This is a genomic window from Microbacterium sp. ER1, assembly GCF_023383675.1.
GTDB lineage: Bacteria > Actinomycetota > Actinomycetes > Actinomycetales > Microbacteriaceae > Microbacterium.
The window spans coordinates 1-21,483 of the sequence record NZ_QCXO01000003.1 but is presented as its reverse complement, the minus strand read 5'-3'; the positions used below and the strand labels follow the sequence as shown (position 1 = coordinate 21,483).

At 71.0% G+C, this 21,483-nt stretch carries 20 protein-coding genes and 1 riboswitch; of the genes, 12 read left to right on the top strand and 8 right to left on the bottom strand.

Annotated features, from left to right (window positions below):
• Positions 1-42 precede the first annotated feature (42 nt).
• Positions 43-1,368 carry an NADP-specific glutamate dehydrogenase gene (gene gdhA, locus BV453_RS00270; RefSeq protein ID WP_249520573.1) on the top strand — a complete coding sequence of 442 codons (1,326 nt, stop codon included), beginning with the start codon at positions 43-45 and terminating at the stop codon, positions 1,366-1,368.
• A 73-nt stretch (positions 1,369-1,441) separates the two neighbouring features.
• On the opposite strand, the gene BV453_RS00265 is transcribed toward gdhA, so the two are convergent.
• The gene (locus BV453_RS00265; RefSeq protein WP_025103909.1) at positions 1,442-2,038 is read right to left on the bottom strand and encodes a gamma carbonic anhydrase family protein; all 597 of its coding nucleotides are present in this window, start codon (positions 2,036-2,038) and stop codon (positions 1,442-1,444) included.
• 61 nt (positions 2,039-2,099) lie between these two features.
• Positions 2,100-5,666, bottom strand: coding sequence for a transcription-repair coupling factor (gene mfd / locus BV453_RS00260; RefSeq protein WP_164498189.1), 3,567 nt, complete (start codon positions 5,664-5,666; stop codon positions 2,100-2,102).
• Positions 5,667-5,809: 143 nt separating this feature from the next.
• Here mfd and BV453_RS00255 point away from each other — a divergent pair, with 143 nt between their 5' ends.
• The 7 genes from BV453_RS00255 (at position 5,810) to BV453_RS00225 (ending at position 11,523) form a co-directional block, all read left to right on the top strand.
• Complete coding sequence (locus BV453_RS00255) at positions 5,810-6,373, top strand: GNAT family N-acetyltransferase (RefSeq protein WP_085606685.1); 564 nt, start codon at positions 5,810-5,812, stop codon at positions 6,371-6,373.
• Between the two features lie 49 nt (positions 6,374-6,422).
• The gene (locus BV453_RS00250) at positions 6,423-7,286 is read left to right on the top strand and encodes an Fpg/Nei family DNA glycosylase (protein WP_071328127.1); all 864 of its coding nucleotides are present in this window, start codon (positions 6,423-6,425) and stop codon (positions 7,284-7,286) included.
• Positions 7,287-7,353: 67 nt separating this feature from the next.
• Positions 7,354-7,498, top strand: a riboswitch (FMN riboswitch).
• Between the two features lie 64 nt (positions 7,499-7,562).
• The gene (gene ribD, locus BV453_RS00245) at positions 7,563-8,621 is read left to right on the top strand and encodes a bifunctional diaminohydroxyphosphoribosylaminopyrimidine deaminase/5-amino-6-(5-phosphoribosylamino)uracil reductase RibD (RefSeq protein WP_249520571.1); all 1,059 of its coding nucleotides are present in this window, start codon (positions 7,563-7,565) and stop codon (positions 8,619-8,621) included.
• Positions 8,621-9,343 carry a riboflavin synthase gene (locus BV453_RS00240; protein WP_249520570.1) on the top strand — a complete coding sequence of 241 codons (723 nt, stop codon included), beginning with the start codon at positions 8,621-8,623 and terminating at the stop codon, positions 9,341-9,343. The genes ribD and BV453_RS00240 overlap by 1 nt, the downstream gene beginning before the upstream one ends.
• Positions 9,340-10,608 (top strand): GTP cyclohydrolase II, encoded by a 1,269-nt coding sequence (gene ribA, locus BV453_RS00235; RefSeq protein ID WP_025103904.1) that lies wholly within the window; start codon positions 9,340-9,342, stop codon positions 10,606-10,608. The genes BV453_RS00240 and ribA overlap by 4 nt, the downstream gene beginning before the upstream one ends.
• The gene (gene ribH, locus BV453_RS00230) at positions 10,605-11,078 is read left to right on the top strand and encodes a 6,7-dimethyl-8-ribityllumazine synthase (RefSeq protein ID WP_025103903.1); all 474 of its coding nucleotides are present in this window, start codon (positions 10,605-10,607) and stop codon (positions 11,076-11,078) included. Before ribA ends, ribH begins: the two co-directional genes overlap by 4 nt.
• An 85-nt stretch (positions 11,079-11,163) precedes the next feature.
• Positions 11,164-11,523 carry a hypothetical protein gene (locus BV453_RS00225; protein WP_025103902.1) on the top strand — a complete coding sequence of 120 codons (360 nt, stop codon included), beginning with the start codon at positions 11,164-11,166 and terminating at the stop codon, positions 11,521-11,523.
• Positions 11,524-11,531: 8 nt separating this feature from the next.
• Here BV453_RS00225 and BV453_RS00220 read toward each other — a convergent pair whose 3' ends face one another.
• Together BV453_RS00220 and BV453_RS00215 are read right to left on the bottom strand one after the other, a co-directional pair.
• Entirely contained in the window at positions 11,532-12,035 is a 504-nt protein-coding gene (locus tag BV453_RS00220; protein WP_249520569.1) for a GAF domain-containing protein, read from the bottom strand.
• The gene (locus tag BV453_RS00215; protein WP_249520568.1) at positions 12,032-12,529 is read right to left on the bottom strand and encodes a metallophosphoesterase; all 498 of its coding nucleotides are present in this window, start codon (positions 12,527-12,529) and stop codon (positions 12,032-12,034) included. Before BV453_RS00215 ends, BV453_RS00220 begins: the two co-directional genes overlap by 4 nt.
• Positions 12,530-12,673: 144 nt before the next feature.
• Here BV453_RS00215 and BV453_RS00210 point away from each other — a divergent pair, with 144 nt between their 5' ends.
• Entirely contained in the window at positions 12,674-14,134 is a 1,461-nt protein-coding gene (locus BV453_RS00210) for an MFS transporter (RefSeq protein WP_060923458.1), read from the top strand.
• A 67-nt stretch (positions 14,135-14,201) separates the two neighbouring features.
• Here the strand turns inward: BV453_RS00210 and BV453_RS00205 are convergent, their stop codons facing one another.
• Genes BV453_RS00205 through BV453_RS00195 form a run of 3 tightly spaced genes read right to left on the bottom strand, consistent with a single transcriptional unit; the run spans position 14,202 to position 15,506 of the window.
• Positions 14,202-14,822 (bottom strand): HAD family hydrolase, encoded by a 621-nt coding sequence (locus BV453_RS00205; RefSeq protein WP_249520567.1) that lies wholly within the window; start codon positions 14,820-14,822, stop codon positions 14,202-14,204.
• 55 nt (positions 14,823-14,877) lie between these two features.
• Positions 14,878-15,264, bottom strand: a complete 387-nt coding sequence (locus BV453_RS00200) for a type II toxin-antitoxin system VapC family toxin (protein WP_249520566.1) — start codon at positions 15,262-15,264, stop codon at positions 14,878-14,880.
• On the bottom strand, positions 15,261-15,506 hold the full coding sequence (locus BV453_RS00195) for a hypothetical protein (RefSeq protein ID WP_126894495.1): 246 nt from the start codon (positions 15,504-15,506) through the stop codon (positions 15,261-15,263). Before BV453_RS00195 ends, BV453_RS00200 begins: the two co-directional genes overlap by 4 nt.
• Before the next feature lie 119 nt (positions 15,507-15,625).
• On the opposite strand from BV453_RS00195, the gene BV453_RS00190 reads away from it, so the two are divergent.
• Positions 15,626-15,832, top strand: coding sequence for an AsnC family protein (locus tag BV453_RS00190; protein ID WP_249520565.1), 207 nt, complete (start codon positions 15,626-15,628; stop codon positions 15,830-15,832).
• A gap of 76 nt (positions 15,833-15,908) precedes the next feature.
• Positions 15,909-17,795 carry an ABC transporter ATP-binding protein gene (locus BV453_RS00185; protein ID WP_249520564.1) on the top strand — a complete coding sequence of 629 codons (1,887 nt, stop codon included), beginning with the start codon at positions 15,909-15,911 and terminating at the stop codon, positions 17,793-17,795.
• Positions 17,796-18,039: 244 nt separating this feature from the next.
• On the opposite strand, the gene BV453_RS00180 is transcribed toward BV453_RS00185, so the two are convergent.
• Entirely contained in the window at positions 18,040-19,902 is a 1,863-nt protein-coding gene (locus tag BV453_RS00180) for a phosphoenolpyruvate carboxykinase (GTP) (RefSeq protein ID WP_374209014.1), read from the bottom strand.
• A 109-nt stretch (positions 19,903-20,011) separates the two neighbouring features.
• On the opposite strand from BV453_RS00180, the gene BV453_RS00175 reads away from it, so the two are divergent.
• Positions 20,012-21,454, top strand: coding sequence for an XRE family transcriptional regulator (locus BV453_RS00175; RefSeq protein ID WP_025103893.1), 1,443 nt, complete (start codon positions 20,012-20,014; stop codon positions 21,452-21,454).
• Positions 21,455-21,483: the final 29 nt, after the last annotated feature.

The window sequence follows — 21,483 nt, the reverse complement described above, 5'->3', positions numbered from 1 at the left end:
ACCGTCACCACCCCCACCGACTTCCACCCGCTCGCCCCCTCCGTGCAGCCCGTCTTCGACACGGTGCTGGCGCGCAGCCCGCACGAGCCGGAGTTCCACCAGGCCGTCCACGAGGTGCTGCACTCCATCGCCCCGGTGCTGGAGCAGCGTCCGGAGTACGTCGACGGCGGGATCCTGGAGCGCCTGGTCGAGCCGGAGCGGCAGATCATGTTCCGGGTGCCGTGGGTCGACGATGCCGGGAAGCTGCAGGTCAACCGCGGCTACCGCATCCAGTTCTCCTCCGTGCTCGGTCCGTACAAGGGCGGCCTGCGGTTCCACCCGTCGGTCAACCTCTCGATCATCAAGTTCCTCGGCTTCGAGCAGATCTTCAAGAACGCGCTCACCGGTCAGGGCATCGGCGGCGGCAAGGGCGGCTCCGACTTCGACCCGCACGGCAAGTCCGACGCCGAGGTCATGCGGTTCTGCCAGTCGTTCATGAACGAGCTCTACCGGCACCTCGGCGAGCACACCGACGTCCCCGCGGGAGACATCGGCGTCGGCGGCCGCGAGATCGGCTACCTCTTCGGCCAGTACCGCAAGGTCACCAACCGCCACGAGTCCGGCATGTTCACGGGCAAGGGCACCGGCTGGGGCGGCGCCGAGGTGCGGACCGAGGCCACGGGCTACGGCGCGGTGTTCTTCGCGCAGGAGATGCTCGGCGTGCACGGCGACTCCCTCGAGGGCAAGCGCGTCGGCATCTCGGGCTCCGGCAACGTGGCGATCTACGCGATCCAGAAGGCCGCCCAGCTCGGCGCGACCGCGGTGACGGCGTCCGACTCCTCCGGCTACGTCGTCGACGACGCGGGCATCGACCTCGACCTGCTGCGTCAGCTCAAGGAGGTCGAGCGCGCCCGCATCGTCGAGTACGCGAACCGCCGCCCGAGCGCCCGGTTCGTGGAGAGCGGCAGCGTGTGGGAGGTGCCCGTCGACATCGCGGTGCCCTCCGCCACCCAGAACGAGGTCAGCCTCGCCGATGCGGAGGCCCTGATCGCGAACGGGGTGCGCGCCGTATCCGAGGGCGCCAACATGCCGTGTGTGCCCGAGGCCGTCGAGGCCTTCCAGAAGGCCGGCGTGCTGTTCGCCCCTGGCAAGGCCGCGAACGCCGGCGGTGTCGCGACCTCGGCCCTGGAGATGAGCCAGAACGCCTCGCGACAGCGCTGGAGCTTCGGCGACAGCGAGAACAAGCTCCGCGAGATCATGGGCGACATCCACCGCGCCGCCTTCGAGGCCGCGGAGCGCCACGGCGCCCCCGGCGACTACGTGGCGGGTGCCAACATCGCCGGCTTCGAGCGCGTCGCCGCGGCGATGCTCGCCCAGGGCGTCATCTGACCCGTTCGAATCGCCTGAATGGTCCCAAATCCGGCCGAGATGCGACCATTCGGGCGATTCGAAGGGTGTGGGGTCAGACCTGACGGTCGTCGGCGTGCCGCGCGAGGGAGCTGCCGTAGCGCTCCGTGAGCTGCACCATGAGGTCGGGAGTGTCCCGGTCGACGCCGAAGACGTGTCCGGGGAAGTCGAGCTCGGGCTGGGCCGCCGCGATCTCGGCGTCCCGGTCGGGTGAGAGCAGCTGCACCGGATCGCCGACCGCGACCCACCCGATCGGCACCACCGTCCCCGACGGCAGCACGGCCCGGCGATGCACGATGGCGTTGACCCGCACCTCGCAGCGATCCCCGACGAGCGCGCCGTTGAAGACCCGGGCTCCGGACGCGAAGAACACCTCCTCGCCGACGGTCGCCCCGGCGATGCTGGCCAGTGTTCCGACGAGGGTGTGCGCCCCGATGTGGACGGCGTTGGCCGCGGTCGCCCGGATCAGCGCGTTCTCCATCACGATGACGTGCGCGCCGAGGGTGATCGGGCCGCCCTCCGCGGTGATGACGGCGCCGTGCAGCACCTGGCAGCCCGGTCCGAGCTCCACGTCACCGGAGATGACGGCGGTGGGAGCGACGACGGCGGTGTCGTGGATGCGGGGGCGAGCCCCGAGGTGCTCGTACAACATGCGGCCAGACTAGTCCGCGGCGTCTGCGGCGTGCACGACTTCGGAGATCATCACCACCGGATCACTCGGGCTTGGCGGGCTCGGGGAAGATGGCGGTGAACAGCTGGTCGACCCAGGCGAGCAGCTCGGCGTCGGGCAGCGGCTCCACGCCCACGCCGACCGCCGCGGGCACCGTGGGCATCGGCACGACCAGGGCCTCCCCGCCGGAGACGAGCTTCGCCTTCGGATACAGCCGCTGCAGCCGGACCTTGATGGAGTCCTCGAGGCGGGCGGGCGCGAGGCGCAGGTTCGAGCCCATGGCCACGACGTCGGTGAGCCCGGCCCTGGCCGCCCGGCGCCGCAGCCGTGCGATCGACACGAGTCCGGTGACCTCCTCCGGCGGCGTGCCGTACCGGTCGACGAGCTCCTCCACCACGAGGTCGATGGCGTCGTCCTTCGCGGTCGCGGCCGAGGCGGCGGAGAGCTTCTGGTACGCCTCGAGCCGGAGGCGTTCGCTGTCGATGTAGTCCTCGGGGATGCGGGCGTCGAGCGGCAGCTCGAGGCGGAGCTCCTGCCCGGTCTCGACCTCCTCGCCGCGGAAGGTCGCGACGGCCTCGCCGATCATGCGCAGATACAGGTCGAAGCCGACCCCCGCGATGTGTCCGGCCTGCTCCGCGCCGAGGAGGTTTCCGGCACCGCGCAGCTCGAGGTCCTTCAGGGCGACCTGCATTCCGGAGCCGAGGTCGTTGTTGACCGCGATGGTCTGCAGCCGGTCGGCCGCGGTCTCGCTCAGCGGCTTCATGTCGTCGTAAAGGAAGTACGCGTAGGCGCGCTCCCGTCCGCGACCCACGCGTCCGCGGAGCTGGTGGAGCTGGCTCAGCCCGTACTTGTCGGCGCGGTCGATGATGATCGTGTTCGCGTTGGAGATGTCGAGGCCGGTCTCGATGATCGTGGTCGAGACGAGGACGTCGAACTTGCGCTCCCAGAAGTCGTCGACGACCTGCTCCAGCGCGTGCTCCCCCATCTGCCCGTGTGCCACGGCGATCCGCGCCTCCGGGACCAGCTCGGCGAGCTCGGCCGCGACCCGCTGGATCGACTGCACGCGGTTGTGCACGAAGAAGACCTGCCCCTCGCGGAGGATCTCGCGGCGGATGGCGGCGGCGATCTGCTTGTCGCTGCGGGGTCCGACGAACGAGAGGATCGGGTGCCGGTCCTCCGGGGGTGTGGCGAGCGTCGACATCTCGCGGATGCCGGTGACCGCCATCTCCAGCGTGCGCGGGATCGGGGTGGCGCTCATCGCGAGGATGTCGACGTTGGTCTTCATCTTCTTCAGCGCGTCCTTGTGCTCGACGCCGAAGCGCTGCTCCTCGTCGATGATCATGAGGCCGAGATCCTTGAACAGCACCTGCTCGGTGAGGATGCGGTGCGTGCCGATCACCATGTCCACCGAGCCGTCGAGGAGGCCCTGCAGCGTGAGCCGCGCCTCCTTGTCGGTCTGGAACCGCGACAGCGGCCGCACCTTGACCGGGAACCCGGCGAAGCGCTCCGTGAACGTCTCGAGGTGCTGCTTGACGAGCAGGGTCGTCGGGACGAGCATCGCCACCTGCTTGCCGTCCTGGATGGCCTTGAACGCCGCACGGACGGCGACCTCGGTCTTGCCGAAGCCGACATCGCCCGAGAGCAGCCGGTCCATCGGGATGGGCCGCTCCATGTCGGCCTTGATCTCGTCGATGGTCTGCAGCTGGTCCTGGGTCTCCGCGAACGGGAACGCCTCCTCCAGCTCGCGCTGCCAGGGGGTGTCCGGGCCGAAGGCGTACCCCTTGGCGCTCATCCGGGCGGAGTAGAGCTTGACGAGCTCGACGGCGATGTCGCGGACCGCCTTGCGCGCCTTGCCCTTGGCCTGCGCCCAATCGCTGCCGCCCATCTTCGACAGCGTCGGGGCCTCGCCGCCGACGTACTTCGACAGGAGGTCGAGCTGGTCGGTGGGGACGAACAGCTTGTCGCCGGGGTAGCCGCGCTTCGACGGCGCATACTCCAGCACGAGGTAGTCGCGGACGGACTTCGCGGCGTTGCGGCCCCCGGTGGAGACCTCGCGCTGGGTCATCTCGACGAAGCGGCCGATGCCGTGCGTGGCATGCACGACGAAGTCGCCCTGCTTGAGCTGCAGCGGATCGACGACGTTCTTCCGACGGGAGGCGAGCTTCTTGACGACGCGCTGGTCGCCGCCGATGGTGCGGCCGTAGAACTCGTTGTCGGTGAGGACGGCGAGCTTCGCCTCCGGCACCTGGAAGCCGGCTTCGACGCCGCCGACGGTGAGGGTCGCGACCCCCGGGTCCGGCGCGTCCGCGATGGTCTCGACGACCCGCGCCGCGATGCCGCGGTCGGACAGCACGTCGCGGGCGCGGTCGACGAGGCCGTGTCCGGTCGCGAGCACGACCACGCGCCAGCCGTCGGCGACCTTCGCGTCGACGAAGGCGATGGCGCCGTCGACGTTGCCGTGGAAGGAGGGGATGACGGTGGCCGCCTCGACGCTCTCCGCGGTCGCATCGCCGATCCCGAATGGGCTCAGCCGCCACCACACGCCGCCGCGGTCGCGGACGACCTCGCGCAGGTCGGCGATGGTGAGGAAGTCGCCGGCGCCGAGATCGATGGGGGCGGAGGCACCGGAAGTCGCCGCGCTCCAGGCGGCGTCGAGGAACTCGCGGTTCGTCTCGCCGAGGGTGAGGGCGCGGGCGGTCGAGCGCTCCGGGTCGATCACGGCGGTCGCCGTGCCCTCGGGCAGGTACTCGACGAGCGACTTGAGGGGGCCGGCGACCGCGGGCAGCAGCGACTCCATGCCCTCGACCGGGATGCCCTCGGCCATCTTCTCGAGCATGCCGCTGATGGCCGGGAAGCCGTCGATGAGCGCCCTGGCGCGCTCCCGCACCTCGGCGGTGAGCAGGAGCTCGCGGCTGGGCGGGAGGTCGACACCGGGCACGTCGCCGGGCAGCGAGCGCTGGTCCGCCACGGAGAACGCGCGGATCTGATCGATCTCGTCGCCGAAGAACTCCACGCGGTACGGGTGCTCCGACGTGGGAGGGAAGACGTCGAGGATGCCGCCGCGGACGGCGAACTCGCCCCGTCGCGACACCATGTCGACGCGGGAGTAGGCCCGTTCGACGAGCTGCTCGGCGACGTGGTCGAGCTCGTTGCCGCGGCTGCCCACGGTCAGCTCGAGCGGCACGATGTCGCCGAGGTTCCCGGCGATGGGCTGGAGCGCGGCGCGCACCGAGGCCACGACCACGAGGGGGCGCTCCCCGGACCACTCGGCGACGCGCCGCAGGGTCTGCAGTCGCAGGCCGACCGTGTCCGGGCTGGGGCTGAGGCGCTCGTGCGGCAGCGTCTCCCAGGCGGGGAAGGTGAGCACCTCGGCGTCCGGGACGTACGTCTCCAGGGCCTGCGCGACCGATTCCGCGCGGCGCCCCGTGGGCACCACGGCCAGCAGTGCCGCCGGGTGGCCGGCCGCCGCGCGCTTGGCGAGCAGACCGGCGAGCACGGGCGCGTCAAGCCCGTCGACCAGGCCGAGGTCGGCGTCGGTGTGCGCCCAGGCGAGAGCGTCACGATACAGAGACGCCTCTTCCAAGGCGCGCAGAATCCCCGGAACAGTCACCGGACAAGCCTAATCGCGCCCACGGACACTGCGGTCGGGTTCCCTGCATCCCACCCCTTTCCGTGCCTCTCACCCCGTTACGGACGCGCGGAAGGGGCCGGGGCGAACCGAAGGGGCCGGGTCGAGCGTTTTAGGCTGGACGGATGCTTCCGGTCACCCTCACCACCGCACGACTCGTCCTCCACGCCCCGACGGAGGCGGATGTCGACGCGATCACCGAGGCGTGCCAGGACCCGGAGATCGCGCGGTGGACGACGGTGCCCTCCCCTTACTTCCGGCAGGACGCGGAGGACTTCGTCGCCCTCGTCGAGCAGTGGTGGGAGGACGGCTCGCAGACCGTCTGGGGTGTCTATGCCGACGACGTCCTCGTGGGCATGGTCGGACTCCACCACATCGGGGAGCATCCGGCTGGGGGCCATGCCGAGCTCGGCTACTGGGTCGTCGCGGACGCCCGCGGCCGCGGCTACCTCGTCGAGGCCGCGCGGGCCGTGCTCGATTGGGGCTTCGCGGAGCTCGGCCTCGCCCGCATCCGCTGGCAGGCCGTGGTCGGCAACGTCCCCTCCGCTCGCGCCGCCCGCGCCCTCGGCTTCCGCTTCGAGGGCACCATGCGCCAGGGACTCACCAGCCAGCGGGGACGGGACGACGGCTGGCTCGCCGGACTGCTGCGCGAGGACGACCGGACGCCGGTCGAGTGGTCGGTGCTCTGACCGCACGTCTACGCGTGACAGCGTCGGACCCCGGTGACAGGATGGCTGCATGCCTGAGATGCCGGAGGTCGAAGGACTCGTCGCGTTCCTCGGCGAGCGCACCACCGGACGCACGATCACCCGTGCCTCCGTGGCCGCGATCGCCGCGCTGAAGACCTACGACCCGCCGATCTCGGCGCTGGAAGGCGCGGCGATCACCGGGGCGGAGCGCCGCGGCAAGTTCGTGGTGCTGTCCTGCGGGTCCGAGCTGCACCTCGTCTTCCACCTGGCGAAGGCCGGATGGCTGCGCTGGTACGACACCCTGCCGACGACGCTCCTCAAGCCGGGCAAGTCGCCCATCGCGCTGCGGATCGCCCTCGACGACGGCAGCGGCTTCGACCTGACCGAGGCCGGGACGAAGAAGTCGCTCGCCGTGTACGTGGTCCGCGACCCCGCCGAGGTGCCCGGCATCGCTCGGCTCGGCCCCGACCCGCTCGATCCGTCCTTCACGCGCGACGCCTTCGCCGCGCTGCTGGACGACCGTCGGATGCAGATCAAGGGGCTGCTCCGCGACCAGGGCGTGATCGCGGGCATCGGCAACGCCTACTCGGACGAGATCCTGCACGCGGCCCGCATGTCGCCGTATGCGATCGCCGGCACGCTGGACGACGCCGAGATCGACCGCCTGTTCGCGGCGATGCAGGAGACCCTCGCCGAGGCCGTCGCGGCCGCCGCGGGCAAACCTCCGGCTGATCTCAAGGACGCCAAGCGCCGCGGCATGCGGGTGCACGCCCGCCGGGGCGAGGCGTGTCCGGTCTGCGGCGATGAGGTGCGCAGCGTGTTCTTCGCCGACCGCTCCCTGGAGTACTGCCCCACCTGTCAGACCGGCGGCAAGGTGCTCGCCGATCGGCGGCTCTCCCGCCTGCTCAAGTGAGGGGCGGGGAAGGGCCCCTGCCACGGAATGAAACGGGCGCGGACGCGTTGAGTACACTCAGAGCAGCAACGTGCTCCGGGGTCGGTGGGAATCCGAACCGGCGGTGACAGTCCGCGAGCGTTCCGAGTGATCGGGATGCCGATCCGGTGGAATTCCGGAACCGACGGTGATGCGAGGGACACCTCGCTAGTCCGGAAGGGAGGCAGCACGAGGCGCACGCGCGTGCGTCCGTTCCGCCACCCTGCAGCGACCCCGAGGCCGCAGAGAGGACGACGGATGGCAGTGACCGCGACAGAGCGCCGCGCGATGGATCGCGCGCTCGCCCTCGCGACCCGAGGCCCCCGCGGAGTCAATCCGCAGGTGGGCGCCGTGCTCCTCTCCCCCGACGGCGAGGTGCTGGCCGAGGGCTGGCACCGGGGCTCCGGCACTCCGCACGCCGAGGTCGACGCGCTGTCGAAGCTCGCCCCCGGCGCCGCACGCGGCGCGACCGCGGTCGTCACCCTCGAACCCTGCAACCACACCGGTCGCACCGGTCCCTGCGCGCTCGCGCTCATCGAGGCCGGGGTGGCACGGGTCGTCTACGCCCTCGACGACCCGGGTGAGGTCTCCGGCGGCGGCGCAGAGCGGCTGCGCGCCGCGGGCGTCGGCGTCGAGTCCGGCGAACGCGCCGCGGAGGCGCGCGCGCTGATCGGCGACTGGCTCTTCGCGGCGCGGCGCGGCCGTCCGCACGTCACCGTCAAGTGGGCGCAGAGCCTCGACGGCAGGGCCGCGGCGGACGACGGCACCAGCCAGTGGATCACCGGGCCCGAGGCGCGTGCCGACGTGCACCGGCGACGCGCCGCGGCCGACGCCATCGCGGTCGGCACCGGCACCGTGCTCGCCGACGACCCCGCGCTCACCGCCCGCGCCGGCGACGAGCTCCTTCCGCATCAGCCCGTCCCGGTCGTGATCGGCGCGCGGCCCGCCCCTGCGGATGCGGCGGTGCACCGTCATCCGCACACGCCGTTGTTCTTCGACACGCACGACCTGTCGGCGGTCCTCGCCGCGCTGCACGAGCGCGGCCTCCAGACGCTGTTCGTGGAGGGCGGCCCGACGCTCGCCAGCGCGTTCCTCGCCGCCGGGCTCGCGGACCGTGTGCTCGCCTATGTCGCCCCGGTCCTCCTGGGCGGGAGCCGCCTGGCCGTGACCGACATCGGCGTCCGCTCGATCGACCAGGCGCGCCGCCTCGTCGTGGACGAATGGCTGCCATTGGGCGCAGACCTGCTCGCGATCGCGCATCCTGCGGACGCGGACGACCCGGACCACGCGGGCCCGGAGAAGGAGGGAAGCCTCTGATGTTCACCGGAATCATCGAGGAGATCGGCGAGATCACCGCCATCGCCGAGTCGGGCGACGGCTGGCGGCTCACCGTCCGCGCACCGAAGGCGGCCGCCGACGCCGTGCACGGGGAGTCGATCGCGGTCTCCGGCGTCTGCCTGACCGTCGTCGGCTCCACGGCCGAGACCTTCGACGCCGACGTCATGAAGCAGACGCTCGACGTCGCGGCCCTCGGTACGGCGAGCGTCGGGACCAGGGTCAACATCGAGAAGGCGATGCCCGTGGGCGCGCGGCTCGGCGGGCACATCGTGCAGGGCCACGTCGACGGGACCGGTGTCGTGCTCGAGGTGCGCCCGGGCGCGCAGTGGAGCGTGCTCCGCATCAGCCTTCCGGACGACCTCGCGCCGCTCGTCGTCGACAAGGGCTCCATCTCGGTCGACGGCACCTCGCTGACGGTGAGCGCGGTGAGCCCTTCGACCCCTTCGACAGGCTCAGGGACCCAGGAGGGCTCAGGGACCCAGGAGGGCTCAGGGACCCAGGACGGCTCAGGGACCCAGGACGGCTCGGGGGCCCGGGGCGGGCACTGGTTCGAAGTTTCGCTCATCCCGGAGACCCTGGCGGCGACCACCCTCGGCACGCGCGCGGTCGGCGACCGCGTGAACCTCGAGACCGACATCCTCGCGCGGCACGTCGAGCGCCTGCTCGCGTTCCGCGCCGCACCGGAAGGGGGCTCGCGATGAGCCTGGCAACCATCCCCGAGGCCCTGGAGGCGCTGCGCGCCGGCCGGCCCGTGCTCGTGGCCGACGACGAGAACCGCGAGAACGAGGGGGACGTCGTCCTCTCCGCCGAGCTCGCCACCCCCGAATGGGTGGCGTGGACGGTGCGCTGGTCGTCCGGCTTCATCTGCGCGCCGATGCCCACCGACCTCGCGGACAGCCTCAACCTCCCGCCGATGGTCGCGGCCAGTGAAGACGCCCGCTCCACCGCCTACACCGTGAGCGTCGACGCCGCGGAAGGGGTGACGACGGGGATCAGCGCGAGCGACCGCGCGCACACCCTCAACGTCCTGGCCGATCCGTCCTCGACGGCGACGAGCATCATCCGCCCCGGCCACGTGCTGCCGCTCCGGGCCGTCGACGGCGGTGTGCGCGAGCGCAGCGGTCACACGGAGGCCGCGGTCGAGCTCATGAAGCTCGCCGGCCTCCGGCCGGTCGGCGCGATCGCGGAGGTCGTCGCCGAGGATGGCAGCATGATGCGGCTTCCCGGGCTTCTCGAACTGGGCGCCCGCGACGGCGTGCCGGTCATCACGATCGAGCAGCTGATCGCGCACCTCAACGAGATCGACCCGGACGGAGCGACACCGGCCGCCCAGCGTGGACGCCGTGTGAGCCTCCGTGCCGACGCCACCGTGCCCACCGACCACGGCACGTTCCGCTTCCTCGCCTACAAGGACCGCGTCACCGGCACCGACCACATCGCGGTCGTGTCCGGCGAGCCGACCGAGACCGCCCTCGTGCGCGTGCACTCCGAGTGCCTGACCGGCGAGGCGTTCGGCTCCCAGAAGTGCGAGTGCGGGCCGCAGCTGGACGCCGCGCTGGACGCGATCGACCGCGAGGGCGGCATCGTCATCTACATGCGGGGGCACGAGGGACGCGGCATCGGGCTCATCAACAAGCTGCGGGCCTACAGCCTGCAGGAGGACGGCCTGGACACCGTCGACGCGAACCTGGCACTGGGGCTCCCGGCGGACGCCCGCGACTACGCCGCGGCGGCCGGCATCCTCACCGACCTGGGCGTCTCGAAGGTCCGGCTGCTCACCAACAACACCGACAAGGTGAACAAGCTGCGCGAGCTCGGCCTCGACGTCGTCGAGCAGGTGCCGCTGATCGTGGGCGTGGGCCCGAACAACCACCAGTATCTGGAGACCAAGCGCGACCGCATGGGCCACATCATCGGCGAAGCAGAGCTCGCCGAGGCCCTCGCGGCGGGAAAGGACGAGGAATGAGCGGCGCCGGAGCACCGAAGACGGGGAACATCGACGGGCGGGGGCTGGAGGTCGTCGTGATCGCCGGCACCTGGCATGAGGTGATCTCGAACGGCCTGATCGCCGGCGCCCAGCGGGTGCTCGACGAGGCGGGGGCGACGCATCGGCTCGTGCGAGTGCCCGGTTCGTTCGAGCTCGCCGTGGCCGCACAGGCCGCCTTCGCCGGCGGTGCGGACGCGGTTGTCGCCCTCGGGGTCATCATCCGTGGCGGCACGCCGCACTTCGAGTACGTCTCGGCGGCGGCGACCGACGGCCTCACCCGCGTCTCCCTCGATGCCGGCAAGCCCGTCGGGTTCGGGCTCCTCACGCTCGACGACGAGAAGCAGGGGCTGGACCGCGCGGGCCTGGAGGGCTCGAAGGAGGACAAGGGCGCGGAGGCCGCGGATGCCGCGCTGCGCACCGCCCTCGTGATCCGCGAGCTGCGCGGCTGACCCCCTCCGTCTCGCGCCCCATCGCGGGCGCGAGGTCAGGCGTGCCTTGGTGGCGCGGAACGCCGCGCTCTCGTACGGTGAGGGCATGGAGACCCTGCGCCACATCGTGCTCTTCGTCCACCTCATCGGCTTCGCCGTGCTCTTCGGGGCCTGGGCGGCGCAGGCGTTCGGTGGCAAGCGGGTGTTCACGCGTCTGATGACCATCGGCATGACGATCGCCGCGGTCGCCGGCCTCGCCCTCGCCGCCCCGTGGGGCCTTCCCGAGGGCGTCGAGATGAACTACGCCAAGATCGGCACGAAGCTCGTCATCCTCCTCGCGATCGGCGCCCTGCTCGGGATCGGGACGGCGCGCCAGAAGCGCGACCAGGTGGTGCCGCCCGCGGTCTTCTGGCTCGTGGGCATCCTCACCGCGGTCAACGCGGCCATCGCCGCGATCTGGCGCTGAGGCGCGGATCAGCGGAGGCCGCGCTCCCAGAGTGCGGCTGACTGCTCCCCGACCTCGGCCGTGCGGATGCGCTGGCCGTTGCGTCCCCCGCGGGCGAACGTGGCCGTGACGCCCGGCGGGACATCGGAAGGCGCCACCGGGCGCGAGGACCAGGTGCAGTCGCGCACATGCACGAGGTCTGCCGCCACCGCCGTCGGATCGTCGTCGTAGCGCCACGGCCCGGTCAGCGTCCCGAGCCAGAAGTACCCGTCGACGTCCTGCGTCCAGACGAGGGTTCCGGTCGGAAGCGCCGCGAACCGCTCCAGCCGCCGCGCCGCCCGCTCGCCATGACGGGCGTCGACGGCCGCGAGCCCCGCGATCAGTGAGCGAGGCGGGCTGTCGAGCCGCCCGCCCATGCCGCACACACCTCCGGCGAGCGCGCGCTCGACGGCGACCCCCGGGGCGACGGCGTCGTCGCGGGAGCGCATCGGTGCCCGGTAGGCGATCGGCCCGTCGGCTCCGTCTTCGGTCATCGGAGCGGCACCAGGGTCGCCTCGACATCGCGTCCGTCGACCACGACGTGCATCATCGTGTGCACGGGCTGCCGGCGCCGGTCGGTGGGAGAGCCCGGGTTGAGCAGCCGCAGTCCGTTCGGCGTCACGGTGTCCCACGGGATGTGCGAGTGCCCGAAGACCAGCAGGTCGGTGTCCGGGAAGGCGAGATCCATCCGCTTCTCCCGCCCCGTCGCGGCGCCGGTCTCGTGGATGACGGCGACGGCGGTGTCCTCCACGGTGAACCGCGCGATCTCGGGCAGCACCCGACGGATCTCAGGCCCGTCGTTGTTGCCGTGCACGCCGTGGAGCACGCGCGCGCGGGCCTGGAGCAGCTCGACGGTGGCGAGATCGACCCAGTCCCCCGCGTGCACGACGACGTCGGCCTCGTCGATCGCCTGGAGCACCGCGTCCGGCAGCCGCTTCGCCCGCTTCGGAACGTGCGTGTCGGCGAGGAGCAGCATCCGCGTGGTCATGATCCTCCTCCGGCCGGCCTCCCCCGACTCTACGCGGGGCGCCGACGCGCTGGACCCGGTCCCGTCATCAACGTCCAGCGAACTCCCAGGAAGGCGTAGACTCGCCCGAGTCCGCTGGTATACCGGCGGAGGATCGGAGACCCCTTGAGCACCGCCACCACCCCCGCGAACCCCCGCTCGCGCGTCATCACCGCGAGCCTCGTCGGCACCACCATCGAGTTCTACGACTTCTACGTCTATGCGACGGCAGCCGTGCTCGTCTTCCCCACGCTCTTCTTCCCGAGCACGAACGACACCGCGTCGCTGCTGTCGTCGTTCGCCGTCTTCGGCGCGGCGATGGTCGCCCGCCCGATCGGCGCCGTCGTCTTCGGGCACTTCGGCGACAAGTTCGGACGCAAGGCGACCCTCGTCGCATCGCTCCTCACCATGGGTATCGCGACGTTCGTGATCGGTCTCCTGCCCACCTTCCAGCAGATCGGCTGGGTCGCCCCGCTGCTCCTGCTGATCCTCCGTCTCGCCCAGGGCTTCGCGCTGGGCGGCGAGTGGTCGGGCGCGGCGCTGGTGGCCACCGAGAACGCCCCGAAGGGCAAGCGCGCCTGGTACGGCTCGTTCCCGCAGCTCGGCGCACCGCTCGGCTTCATCATCGCGAACGGCATCTTCCTCGCCATCAACTTCGCGCTCCCCCACCCGGAGGACCCGGCGCTGAAGTCGGAGGCTTTCCTCTCCTGGGGCTGGCGTGTGCCGTTCCTGTTCTCCGCCGTCATGGTCATCATCGGCCTGTGGGTGCGGCTCCGGCTCGTCGAGTCGGACACGTTCAAGAAGGCGGAGAAGACCGGGGCCATCCGCAAGCTCCCGCTCGCGACCGTGTTCCGGCACCACTGGAAGCAGCTCATCCTCGGCACGTTCATCATGCTGGCGACGTACGTGCTGTTCTACCTGATGACGAACTTCACGCTCACCTACGGCACGAAGGCCGCCGACCTGGAGACCGCCTCGGCCGCCGCCCGTGCTGCCGCGGAAGCCACCGGAAAGGACTTCGACCCGAGCGCGTTCGCGGCGCAGTTCTACCCGGGCCTCGGCTTCGGCTACACGGACTTCGTGCTCATGCAGATCATCGGCGTCGTGTTCTTCGGCATCTTCACGCTGCTGTCCGGGCCGATCGCCGACGCCATCGGGCGCCGCAAGCTGCTGCTGTGGGTCACCGGACTCATCGTCGTCTTCGGCCTGTCGTTCAACATCTTCCTGCTCCCGCAGGCGGACCCGAAGTTCACCGGCGCTCTCACCCAGGCCTTCCTCGTGTTCGGCTTCATGCTCATGGGCACGACGTTCGGCCCGATGGGCGCCCTCCTGCCGGAGCTCTTCCCGACGAACGTTCGCTACTCCGGCTCGGCGATCGCGTACAACGTGTCGTCGATCCTCGGTGCGGCCGTGGCGCCGTTCATCGCGGTGGCCCTGTGGGCGGCCGTCGGCGGCGAGCCCTGGCTCGTGGGACTGTACCTCTCGTCGATGGCGGTGCTGACCTTCATCGCGCTCATCTTCACCCCGGAGACGAAGGACCACGACTACGAGGACGATCTCGGTCTCGCCTCCGCCGTCGAGCTCTAGAGGCCGACCGAACGACGAACGGCGCCCGTGTCCTCGGACACGGGCGCCGTTCGCTATCCTGGTGCGCTCAGGCCCGGAGGAACTGCTCGATCGCGGCTACGGTCTGCGGGGTGCTGCGGTGGAGGAGCGCTGACATTCCGATCTCATGGGCGCCGCGGACGGCCTCCACGTGGTCATCGATGAAGAGGACGTTCTCCGGGGCCGCATCCATCCGTTGGAGCGCGCTGCGGTACGCCCGGCCGTCGGGCTTCGCCACTCCCAGCTCGTGGCTGTAGCAGATGGGATCGAACACCGAAGAGAAGCCGTAGCGCCGTTCCTCCTCCTCGCGCGCGCCGTCCGCCGAGTTCGAGAGGATCGCCACCCTCGCCCTTCCCCGCAACGCCGCGGCGTGCGCGATCAGCTCCGAGTCGGCATGACCGCAGTAGGAATCCCAGAACTCCGCGCGCATCTGCGCGTGGCGGTCACTGTCGAGACGCAGCACCTCCCCGAGTCCCTCCCAGAACGCCTCGGCCACTCCCGCTTCGAGGTCTATTCTCGGAAGCGCCGCGGCTGCCAGGCGCTCGTCCGCCTCCTGGCGCGTGACATCAGCCTCACGGCACCAGCGGGCCCACCACTGGTCCTGCCAGGCGTCATCGTCGACGACTTCGAGCACGCCGCCGACGTCGAACAGGATCCACTTCTCCGGCATCCGCTCACCCTAGCCTCGGAGCGGGTGGCGTGTTCTCCTCTTCATCGCCAGATGCTCACAGCACCACGACGTGGCAGTACCGGGCCGCCGTCTTCGCCAGCCGGCGATCGGCCGTGAGCAGAGGGACGTCGAGGGCCTCCGCGAGCGCGACATAACCGGCGTCGTACGCGGAGACGTCATCGCGCAGCGACCAGATCCGCGGGATGAGCCGACGCAGCGGATGGCGGGTGATCTCCAGCGCTCCGAACGCGTCGAGAGCCTCACGAGCGGCATGCGCCGGCATAGAGGACCGCACCGTGAGGCGTCGGAGCACGGAGAGGACCTCGATATCGAGACCCGCGTGCGCATGGAACTCCTCGCCGTGCGTCCAGACCTCCTCGCCGAGCAGGGCCTCGATCGCCGCTGAGGCATCGAGCACGACCGCCTCGGACGTCCCGCTCACTCGCGCTCGTCCCGTTCGCGATCACGGGCGGCGAGGATGCCCTCGCGCGTCAGGGAGACGCCGGCCGCGCGCGCCCGTGCCCGCGACGCCTCGAGGACCTCGGCATTGCTGCGGTACCGGACGAGGTCTTCCAGCTCGCGCGCGACGTAGTCCGACAGGCTCATGCGTTCCGCCGCGGCACGCTCTTTGAGCCGGGCGTGAACCTCATCGGGCAGGTTCCTCACTTGCAGCATGCGAGCCATCCTGCCAGCATCGCATGCGCTCCACATGCGGACAAGGCCATGCTGTGGACAACGTGGCCGTCAACACTTCTTGACACCGGTCAACCCCGTCAACGAATATTGACGCAAAGGAGGTCCCCATGTCTCAACCGACCACCATCGCCGCGGCCGAGGGCGGCGAACCCCTCGCCGAACTCCACCGCCTGGCCGCGCTCCGCAAGGAGCTCGCGCGCGCCGAAGATGCCCAGGTCCGTCGCGCCCGCACGAGCGGCTACTCGTGGCAGGCGATCGCGAGCGCCCTCGGCGTCACCAAGCAGGCGGCACATCGGCGCTTCGGTCGCACCTGAGCCCATACAGCCGCCCCATAGGAAACGACCGTCCCCCGAGTACGGTCGAAGTACCATCTCCAGATCGAGGTCCCCCATGTCCCGCACGGCGACAGCACGCCGACGCGGACGGGGCGCACCGGCCGACGGGCCGCGCGCCACCTTCCGCCAGCTCCTCCCCTTCCTCTTCGAGCACAAGCGCACCCTCGTCGTCGTCGCCGCCCTCAGCGTGTTCGGCGCCGCGACCTCGCTCGTGCAGCCCCTCCTCGTCGGCCAGGTCATCGAGGCCGTGCAATCCGACGGCACGATCGGCGTGCTCGTGTGGCTGCTCGTCGGCTTCGTGATCGTGTCGTCGATCATCTCGGGGTTCCAGCACTACCTGCTGCAGCGCACCGGCACCGCGGTCGTGTACTCCAGCCGCCGCAAGCTCATCGCCCGCATCCTGCACCTGCCGACGTCCGAGTTCGACGCCCGGCGCACCGGCGACCTCGTCTCTCGCGTCGGGACCGACACGACGCTCCTCTACGCCGTCCTCACGCAGGGGCTGGCCGACGCGGTCGGCAACGTCGTGCTCTTCGCGGGGGCGCTCATCGCGATGCTGCTCATCGACCCGGTGCTGCTGCTGCTCATCGTCGTGGTGATCGGCGTCTCCGTCGTGGTCGTCGTCGCCCTCAGCGGCCGGATCCGCACGGCGTCCACCGCTCAGCAGGAGAAGGTCGGCGAGCTGGCCTCGGGCGTCGAGCGGGCCGTCGGCTCCATCCGCACCATCCGGGCCTCCGGCGCGACCGAGCGGGAGACCGCGGCGGTGACGGAGCGGGCCTCCGAGGCCTATGGCATCGGCGTGCGGATCGCGAAGATCTCCTCGCTCGTGGTGCCGGTCGCCGGCATCGCCCTCCAGCTCTCCCTGCTCGTCGTGCTCGGCGTGGGCGGCTTCCGCGTCGCCGCGGGAGCCATCTCGATCGCGGCCCTCATCTCGTTCGTGATGTTCCTCTTCCTGCTGGTGATGCCCCTCGCCTCGACGTTCGGCGCGATCACCTCCGTCAACCAGGCCCTCGGCGCGCTCGGCCGCATCCAGGAGGTGCTCGACCTGCCCACCGAGACCCAGGACGACGCGGCCACCGCCGCCGCCCTCCCCCGCGACGAGGAGCCCGGTGCGGACGCCCCGGTCCTGGAGTTCCGCGACGTGCGCTTCCGCTACCCGGAGAACGTCGTCGCGGCCCGCCGCGCCGCCGCGCGAGAGGCGCAGACCCTGCTCGCCGACGCGCACCTGGAGCAGGCCGATGCCGCCCCCGACCCCCAGGACCACGAGGTGCTCCGCGGGGTGTCCTTCGCGGTCCCCCGGGGGGCACGGGTGGCATTGGTCGGCCCCAGCGGGGCGGGGAAGAGCACCATCCTCTCCCTCATCGAGCGCTTCTACGACCCGACGGGCGGCTCCATCCGCCTGAAGGGGCACGACACCCGCACCTACGCGCGGGACGAGCTCCGCGCCCACTTCGGCTACGTCGAGCAGGACGCCCCGACTCTCGCCGGCACCCTCGCCGAGAACCTGCGGCTCGCCTCCCCCGACGCCACCGATGCGGACTGCGAGCGCGTGCTCCGCGCCGTGAACCTCGGCGACGTGCTGGAGCGGAACCCCCTCGGGGTCGATGCTCCGGTCGGCGAGGACGGCGTGATGCTCTCCGGCGGCGAACGGCAGCGGCTCGCGATCGCCCGGGCGCTCCTCACCGACGCCCCGATCCTCCTGCTGGACGAGTCGACCTCGTCGCTCGACGGCGTGAACGAGCAGCGCATGCGCGAGGCCATCGACGCGGTCGCCACCGACCGCACGCTCGTCGTGATCGCGCACCGTCTGTCCACCGTCGTCGACAGCGACCTCATCGTGGTGCTGCAGGACGGCGTGGTCGTCGGACAGGGCACGCACGCCGAGCTCGTGGAGTCGACCCCGCTCTACCGCGACCTCGCCCGCCACCAGCTCCTCGCCTAACTCCCCCCTCTCCCCCCACCTGCACCGCCGAGACCCCGCGTTTCCGCCGAGACCCCGCCTTCCGCGCGTATGCGGGGCGGGGTCTCGACGCGAAACCGGGGTCTCGGCGGAAGTGGGTGCCACGAAGGCGGGGCGTCGGAGACCACTCAGCCATGGGTTCGTCTCTGATGCCCCGCCTTCGCGGGTCTGTCTCGACCCGGAGGCCGAGGGTGCCGGCTCCCCCGAACCGGCACCGGTCTGGGGGCTAGGCCTTCGCGAGGCGGTAGCGCAGCGACGCGAGCTCGGTGCGCAGCGCGGCCGGGACGCGGTCGCCGAAGGTGTCGTAGAACTCCTCCGTGAGGTCGGCCTCGGCCTTCCACGCGTCGGGGTCGACCGAGAAGAGCTCGTCGAGGTCCTCCGCGGGGATGTCGAGCCCGTCGAGGTTGAGGTCCTCCACGCGCGGCAGGCGTCCGATGGGGCTGTCCATCGCCGGCACGTCACCGGCCACGCGGCGGATGATCCAGTCGACGACGCGGGAGTTGTCGCCGAAGCCGGGCCAGAGGAACCGGCCGTCAGCTCCGCGACGGAACCAGTTCACCTGGAAGATGCGCGGTGCACGGTCGAAGCGCAGGCCGCGGCCGACCTTCAGCCAGTGACCGAAGTAGTCGGCCATGTTGTAGCCGCAGAACGGCAGCATCGCGAAGGGGTCGCGGCGCAGCTCGCCGACCGTGCCCTCGGCGGCCGCCGTGCGCTCGGAGGAGATGTTCGAGCCGAGGAACACGCCGTGGGTCCAGTCGGTGGCCTCGACCACGAGCGGCACGTTGCTCGCGCGGCGTCCGCCGAACAGGATGACGTCGAGCGGCACGGCCTCCTCCCAGTCCTCGGAGATCTGCGGGCACTGGGCCGCCGACACCGTGAAACGCGAGTTGGGGTGCGCCGCAGGACGGCCGGAGTCGGGCGTCCAGTCGTTGCCCTCCCAGTCGATGAGGTTCGCGGGCGCCTCGTCGGTCAGCCCCTCCCACCACACGTCGCCGTCGGGGCGGAGCGCGACGTTGGTGAAGATCGTGTTGCCCCACAGCGTCTCGACCGCAGTGACGTTGGTCGACTCACCCGTGCCGGGCGCGACGCCGAAGAAGCCGGCCTCCGGGTTGATCGCCCAGAGTCGTCCGTCCTCGCCGGGACGGATCCAGGCGATGTCGTCGCCGAGGGTCTCGACCTTCCAGCCCGGGATCGTCGGACGCAGCATCGCGAGGTTGGTCTTGCCACACGCCGACGGGAACGCGGCGGCCACGTGGTACGCCTTGCCCTGCGGGTCGATCACGCGGATGAGGAGCATGTGCTCGGCGAGCCAGCCCTCGTCCCGGGCGATCACCGACGCGATGCGCAGCGCGAAGCACTTCTTCGCGAGGATCGCATTGCCGCCGTAGCCCGAGCCGTACGAGTAGACCTCGAGCGTCTCCGGGAAGTGCACGATGTACTTGTCGTCGTTGCAGGGCCACTCGACGTCCGGCTCGCCCGCCTCCAGCGGAGCGCCGACGGAGTGCACGGTCTTGACCCAGGGCGCGCCCTCGGCGATCTGGCGGGTGACCTCGTCGCCCACGCGGGTCATGATGCCGATCGACGCGACGGCGTAGGCGCTGTCGGTGATCTGCACGCCGATGTGCGACAGGGGGCCGCCGACGCGACCCATCGAGAACGGCACGACGTACATCGTGCGGCCGCGCATCGAGCCCTCGAAGATCTCGTCCATCTTCGCGTGCATCTCGGCGGGGTCGGCCCAGTTGTTGGTGGGGCCGGCGTCCGCCTCGCGCTCCGAGGCGATGAAGGTGCGCGCCTCGGTGCGGGCGACGTCGCTGGGGTGCGAGCGCGCCAGGTACGAGCCGGGACGCCACTCGGGGTTCAGCTTGATGAGCTTGCCCTCGTCGACGAGTCCGCGCAGCAGCCAGTCGTTCTCGGCACGCGAGCCGTCCACCCAGTGCACGGCGTCCGGCTGCGTGAGCGCGCGGATCTCCTCGACCCAGGCGGCGAGCTCCGCCATCGCAGGGGTGTCGTAGGAGGGGGCGGTGCCGAACGTGCGCGTCGGGGCGACAGGGGACGTGCGAGGGGTGAGAACTTCGGCCATGGCCATGACTGCTCCTTCGAAGTGTGGGGCGTTGCTTCCATCTTCTTCGCCCTCGGCGCGGACTTTCGGCCGAATCGAGCGATAAGAATCACAGTTCTTTCGCTAGACTCAAACTATGGCGTCCTCCGGCATCCACCTCACGACCCTCGGCCACCGCATCCGGCACCGCCGCCTGGAGAAGGGCTACACGCTCGACGAGCTGGGAGCCCTCGTCGGGGTCGCCGGCTCCCAGCTCAGCCTCATCGAGAACGGCAAGCGCGAGCCCAAGCTGTCGCTCCTCCAGGCGATCGCGCAGGCCACCGGCACGGAGGTGACCGATCTCATCTCCGGCGAGCCGCCGAACCGCCGCGCGGCCCTGGAGATCGAGCTGGAGCGGGCGCAGGAAAGTCCGGTGTTCCGTCAGCTCGGGGTCTCGCCCGTCCGCGTCACGAAGGGCATGAGCGATGAGACCATCGAGTCCATCCTCGGGCTGCACCGCGAGCTGCAGCGCCGCGAGCGCGAGGCCATCGCGACCCCGGAGGAGGCCCGTCGCGCCAACACGGAGCTGCGCCTGCGGATGCGCGCGCAGAACAACTACCTGCCGGACATCGAGAAGCTCGCGGAGAAGCAGCTCAAGGCGGCCGGCCATTCGCAGGGCGCCCTGACCCACCGCACCGTGAGCATCATGGCTGAGAAGCTCGGCTTCGAGCTCATCTACGTCAACGATCTGCCGCACTCGACGCGCTCGGTCACCGACCTCGAGAACGGCCGCATCTACCTGCCCCCGGCGTCCATCCCCGGCGGACACGGCCTGCGGTCCATGGCGCTGCAGGCCATGGCGCACCGCCTGCTCGGGCACACGCCGCCGACCGACTACGCCGACTTCCTGCAGCAGCGCCTGGAGATCAACTACTTCGCCGCGTGCTGCCTGATGCCGGAGACCGCCGCGGTGGCCTTCCTGCAGCAGGCGAAGAAGGATCGCAACCTCGCGGTGGAGGACTTCCGCGACGGTTTCGGCGTGACGCACGAGGCCGCCGGCATGCGCATGACGAACCTGCTCACGCAGCACCTCGGCATGTCGCTGCACTTCCTGCGCGTCGACTCGACCGGGGCCATCACGCGCGTCTACGAGAACGACGACCTGCCGCTGCCGATGGACGTGACGGGAGCAGTGGAGGGGCAGCGGGTGTGCCGGAAGTTCCAGGCCCGTTCCGCCTTCACGGAGCAGAACCGCACCGTCGAGCACCACCAGTACACGGACACCCCGTCCGGCACGTTCTGGTGCTCCACGCAGACCGGCTCGTCGAGCGAGGGCGAGTTCTCCGTCACGGTCGGCGTGCCGTTCGACGACGCCCGCTGGTGGCGGGGACGCGAGACGAACGACAGGGCCGTGTCGACCTGCCCCGACGAGGCGTGCTGCCGTCGCCCGTCGCCCGAGCTCACGGAGCGCTGGAAGGGCCGGGCGTGGCCGAGCGCCCGCGTGCACACCCACATGTTCTCGCCGCTCCCCCGCGGCATGTTCCCCGGCGTGGACGACAACGAGGTCTACAACTTCCTCGGTCGCCACGCGAGTGAGTGACCCGCCGACCCACCCCCTTGCATCCGCCC

Coding starts and splice junctions, on each gene's coding strand:
- BV453_RS00190 (WP_249520565.1), top strand. CDS start 15,626: ATGTCTCAACCGACCACCATCGCCGCGGCCGAGGGCGGCGAACCCCTC.
- BV453_RS00205 (WP_249520567.1), bottom strand. CDS start 14,822: ATGCCGGAGAAGTGGATCCTGTTCGACGTCGGCGGCGTGCTCGAAGTC.
- ribA (WP_025103904.1), top strand. CDS start 9,340: ATGAGCCTGGCAACCATCCCCGAGGCCCTGGAGGCGCTGCGCGCCGGC.
- BV453_RS00180 (WP_374209014.1), bottom strand. CDS start 19,902: ATGGCCATGGCCGAAGTTCTCACCCCTCGCACGTCCCCTGTCGCCCCG.
- BV453_RS00220 (WP_249520569.1), bottom strand. CDS start 12,035: ATGACCGAAGACGGAGCCGACGGGCCGATCGCCTACCGGGCACCGATG.
- ribD (WP_249520571.1), top strand. CDS start 7,563: ATGGCAGTGACCGCGACAGAGCGCCGCGCGATGGATCGCGCGCTCGCC.
- BV453_RS00225 (WP_025103902.1), top strand. CDS start 11,164: ATGGAGACCCTGCGCCACATCGTGCTCTTCGTCCACCTCATCGGCTTC.
- BV453_RS00195 (WP_126894495.1), bottom strand. CDS start 15,506: ATGGCTCGCATGCTGCAAGTGAGGAACCTGCCCGATGAGGTTCACGCC.
- BV453_RS00240 (WP_249520570.1), top strand. CDS start 8,621: ATGTTCACCGGAATCATCGAGGAGATCGGCGAGATCACCGCCATCGCC.
- ribH (WP_025103903.1), top strand. CDS start 10,605: ATGAGCGGCGCCGGAGCACCGAAGACGGGGAACATCGACGGGCGGGGG.
- BV453_RS00255 (WP_085606685.1), top strand. CDS start 5,810: ATGCTTCCGGTCACCCTCACCACCGCACGACTCGTCCTCCACGCCCCG.
- BV453_RS00250 (WP_071328127.1), top strand. CDS start 6,423: ATGCCTGAGATGCCGGAGGTCGAAGGACTCGTCGCGTTCCTCGGCGAG.
- BV453_RS00265 (WP_025103909.1), bottom strand. CDS start 2,038: ATGTTGTACGAGCACCTCGGGGCTCGCCCCCGCATCCACGACACCGCC.
- BV453_RS00175 (WP_025103893.1), top strand. CDS start 20,012: ATGGCGTCCTCCGGCATCCACCTCACGACCCTCGGCCACCGCATCCGG.
- BV453_RS00185 (WP_249520564.1), top strand. CDS start 15,909: ATGTCCCGCACGGCGACAGCACGCCGACGCGGACGGGGCGCACCGGCC.
- BV453_RS00215 (WP_249520568.1), bottom strand. CDS start 12,529: ATGACCACGCGGATGCTGCTCCTCGCCGACACGCACGTTCCGAAGCGG.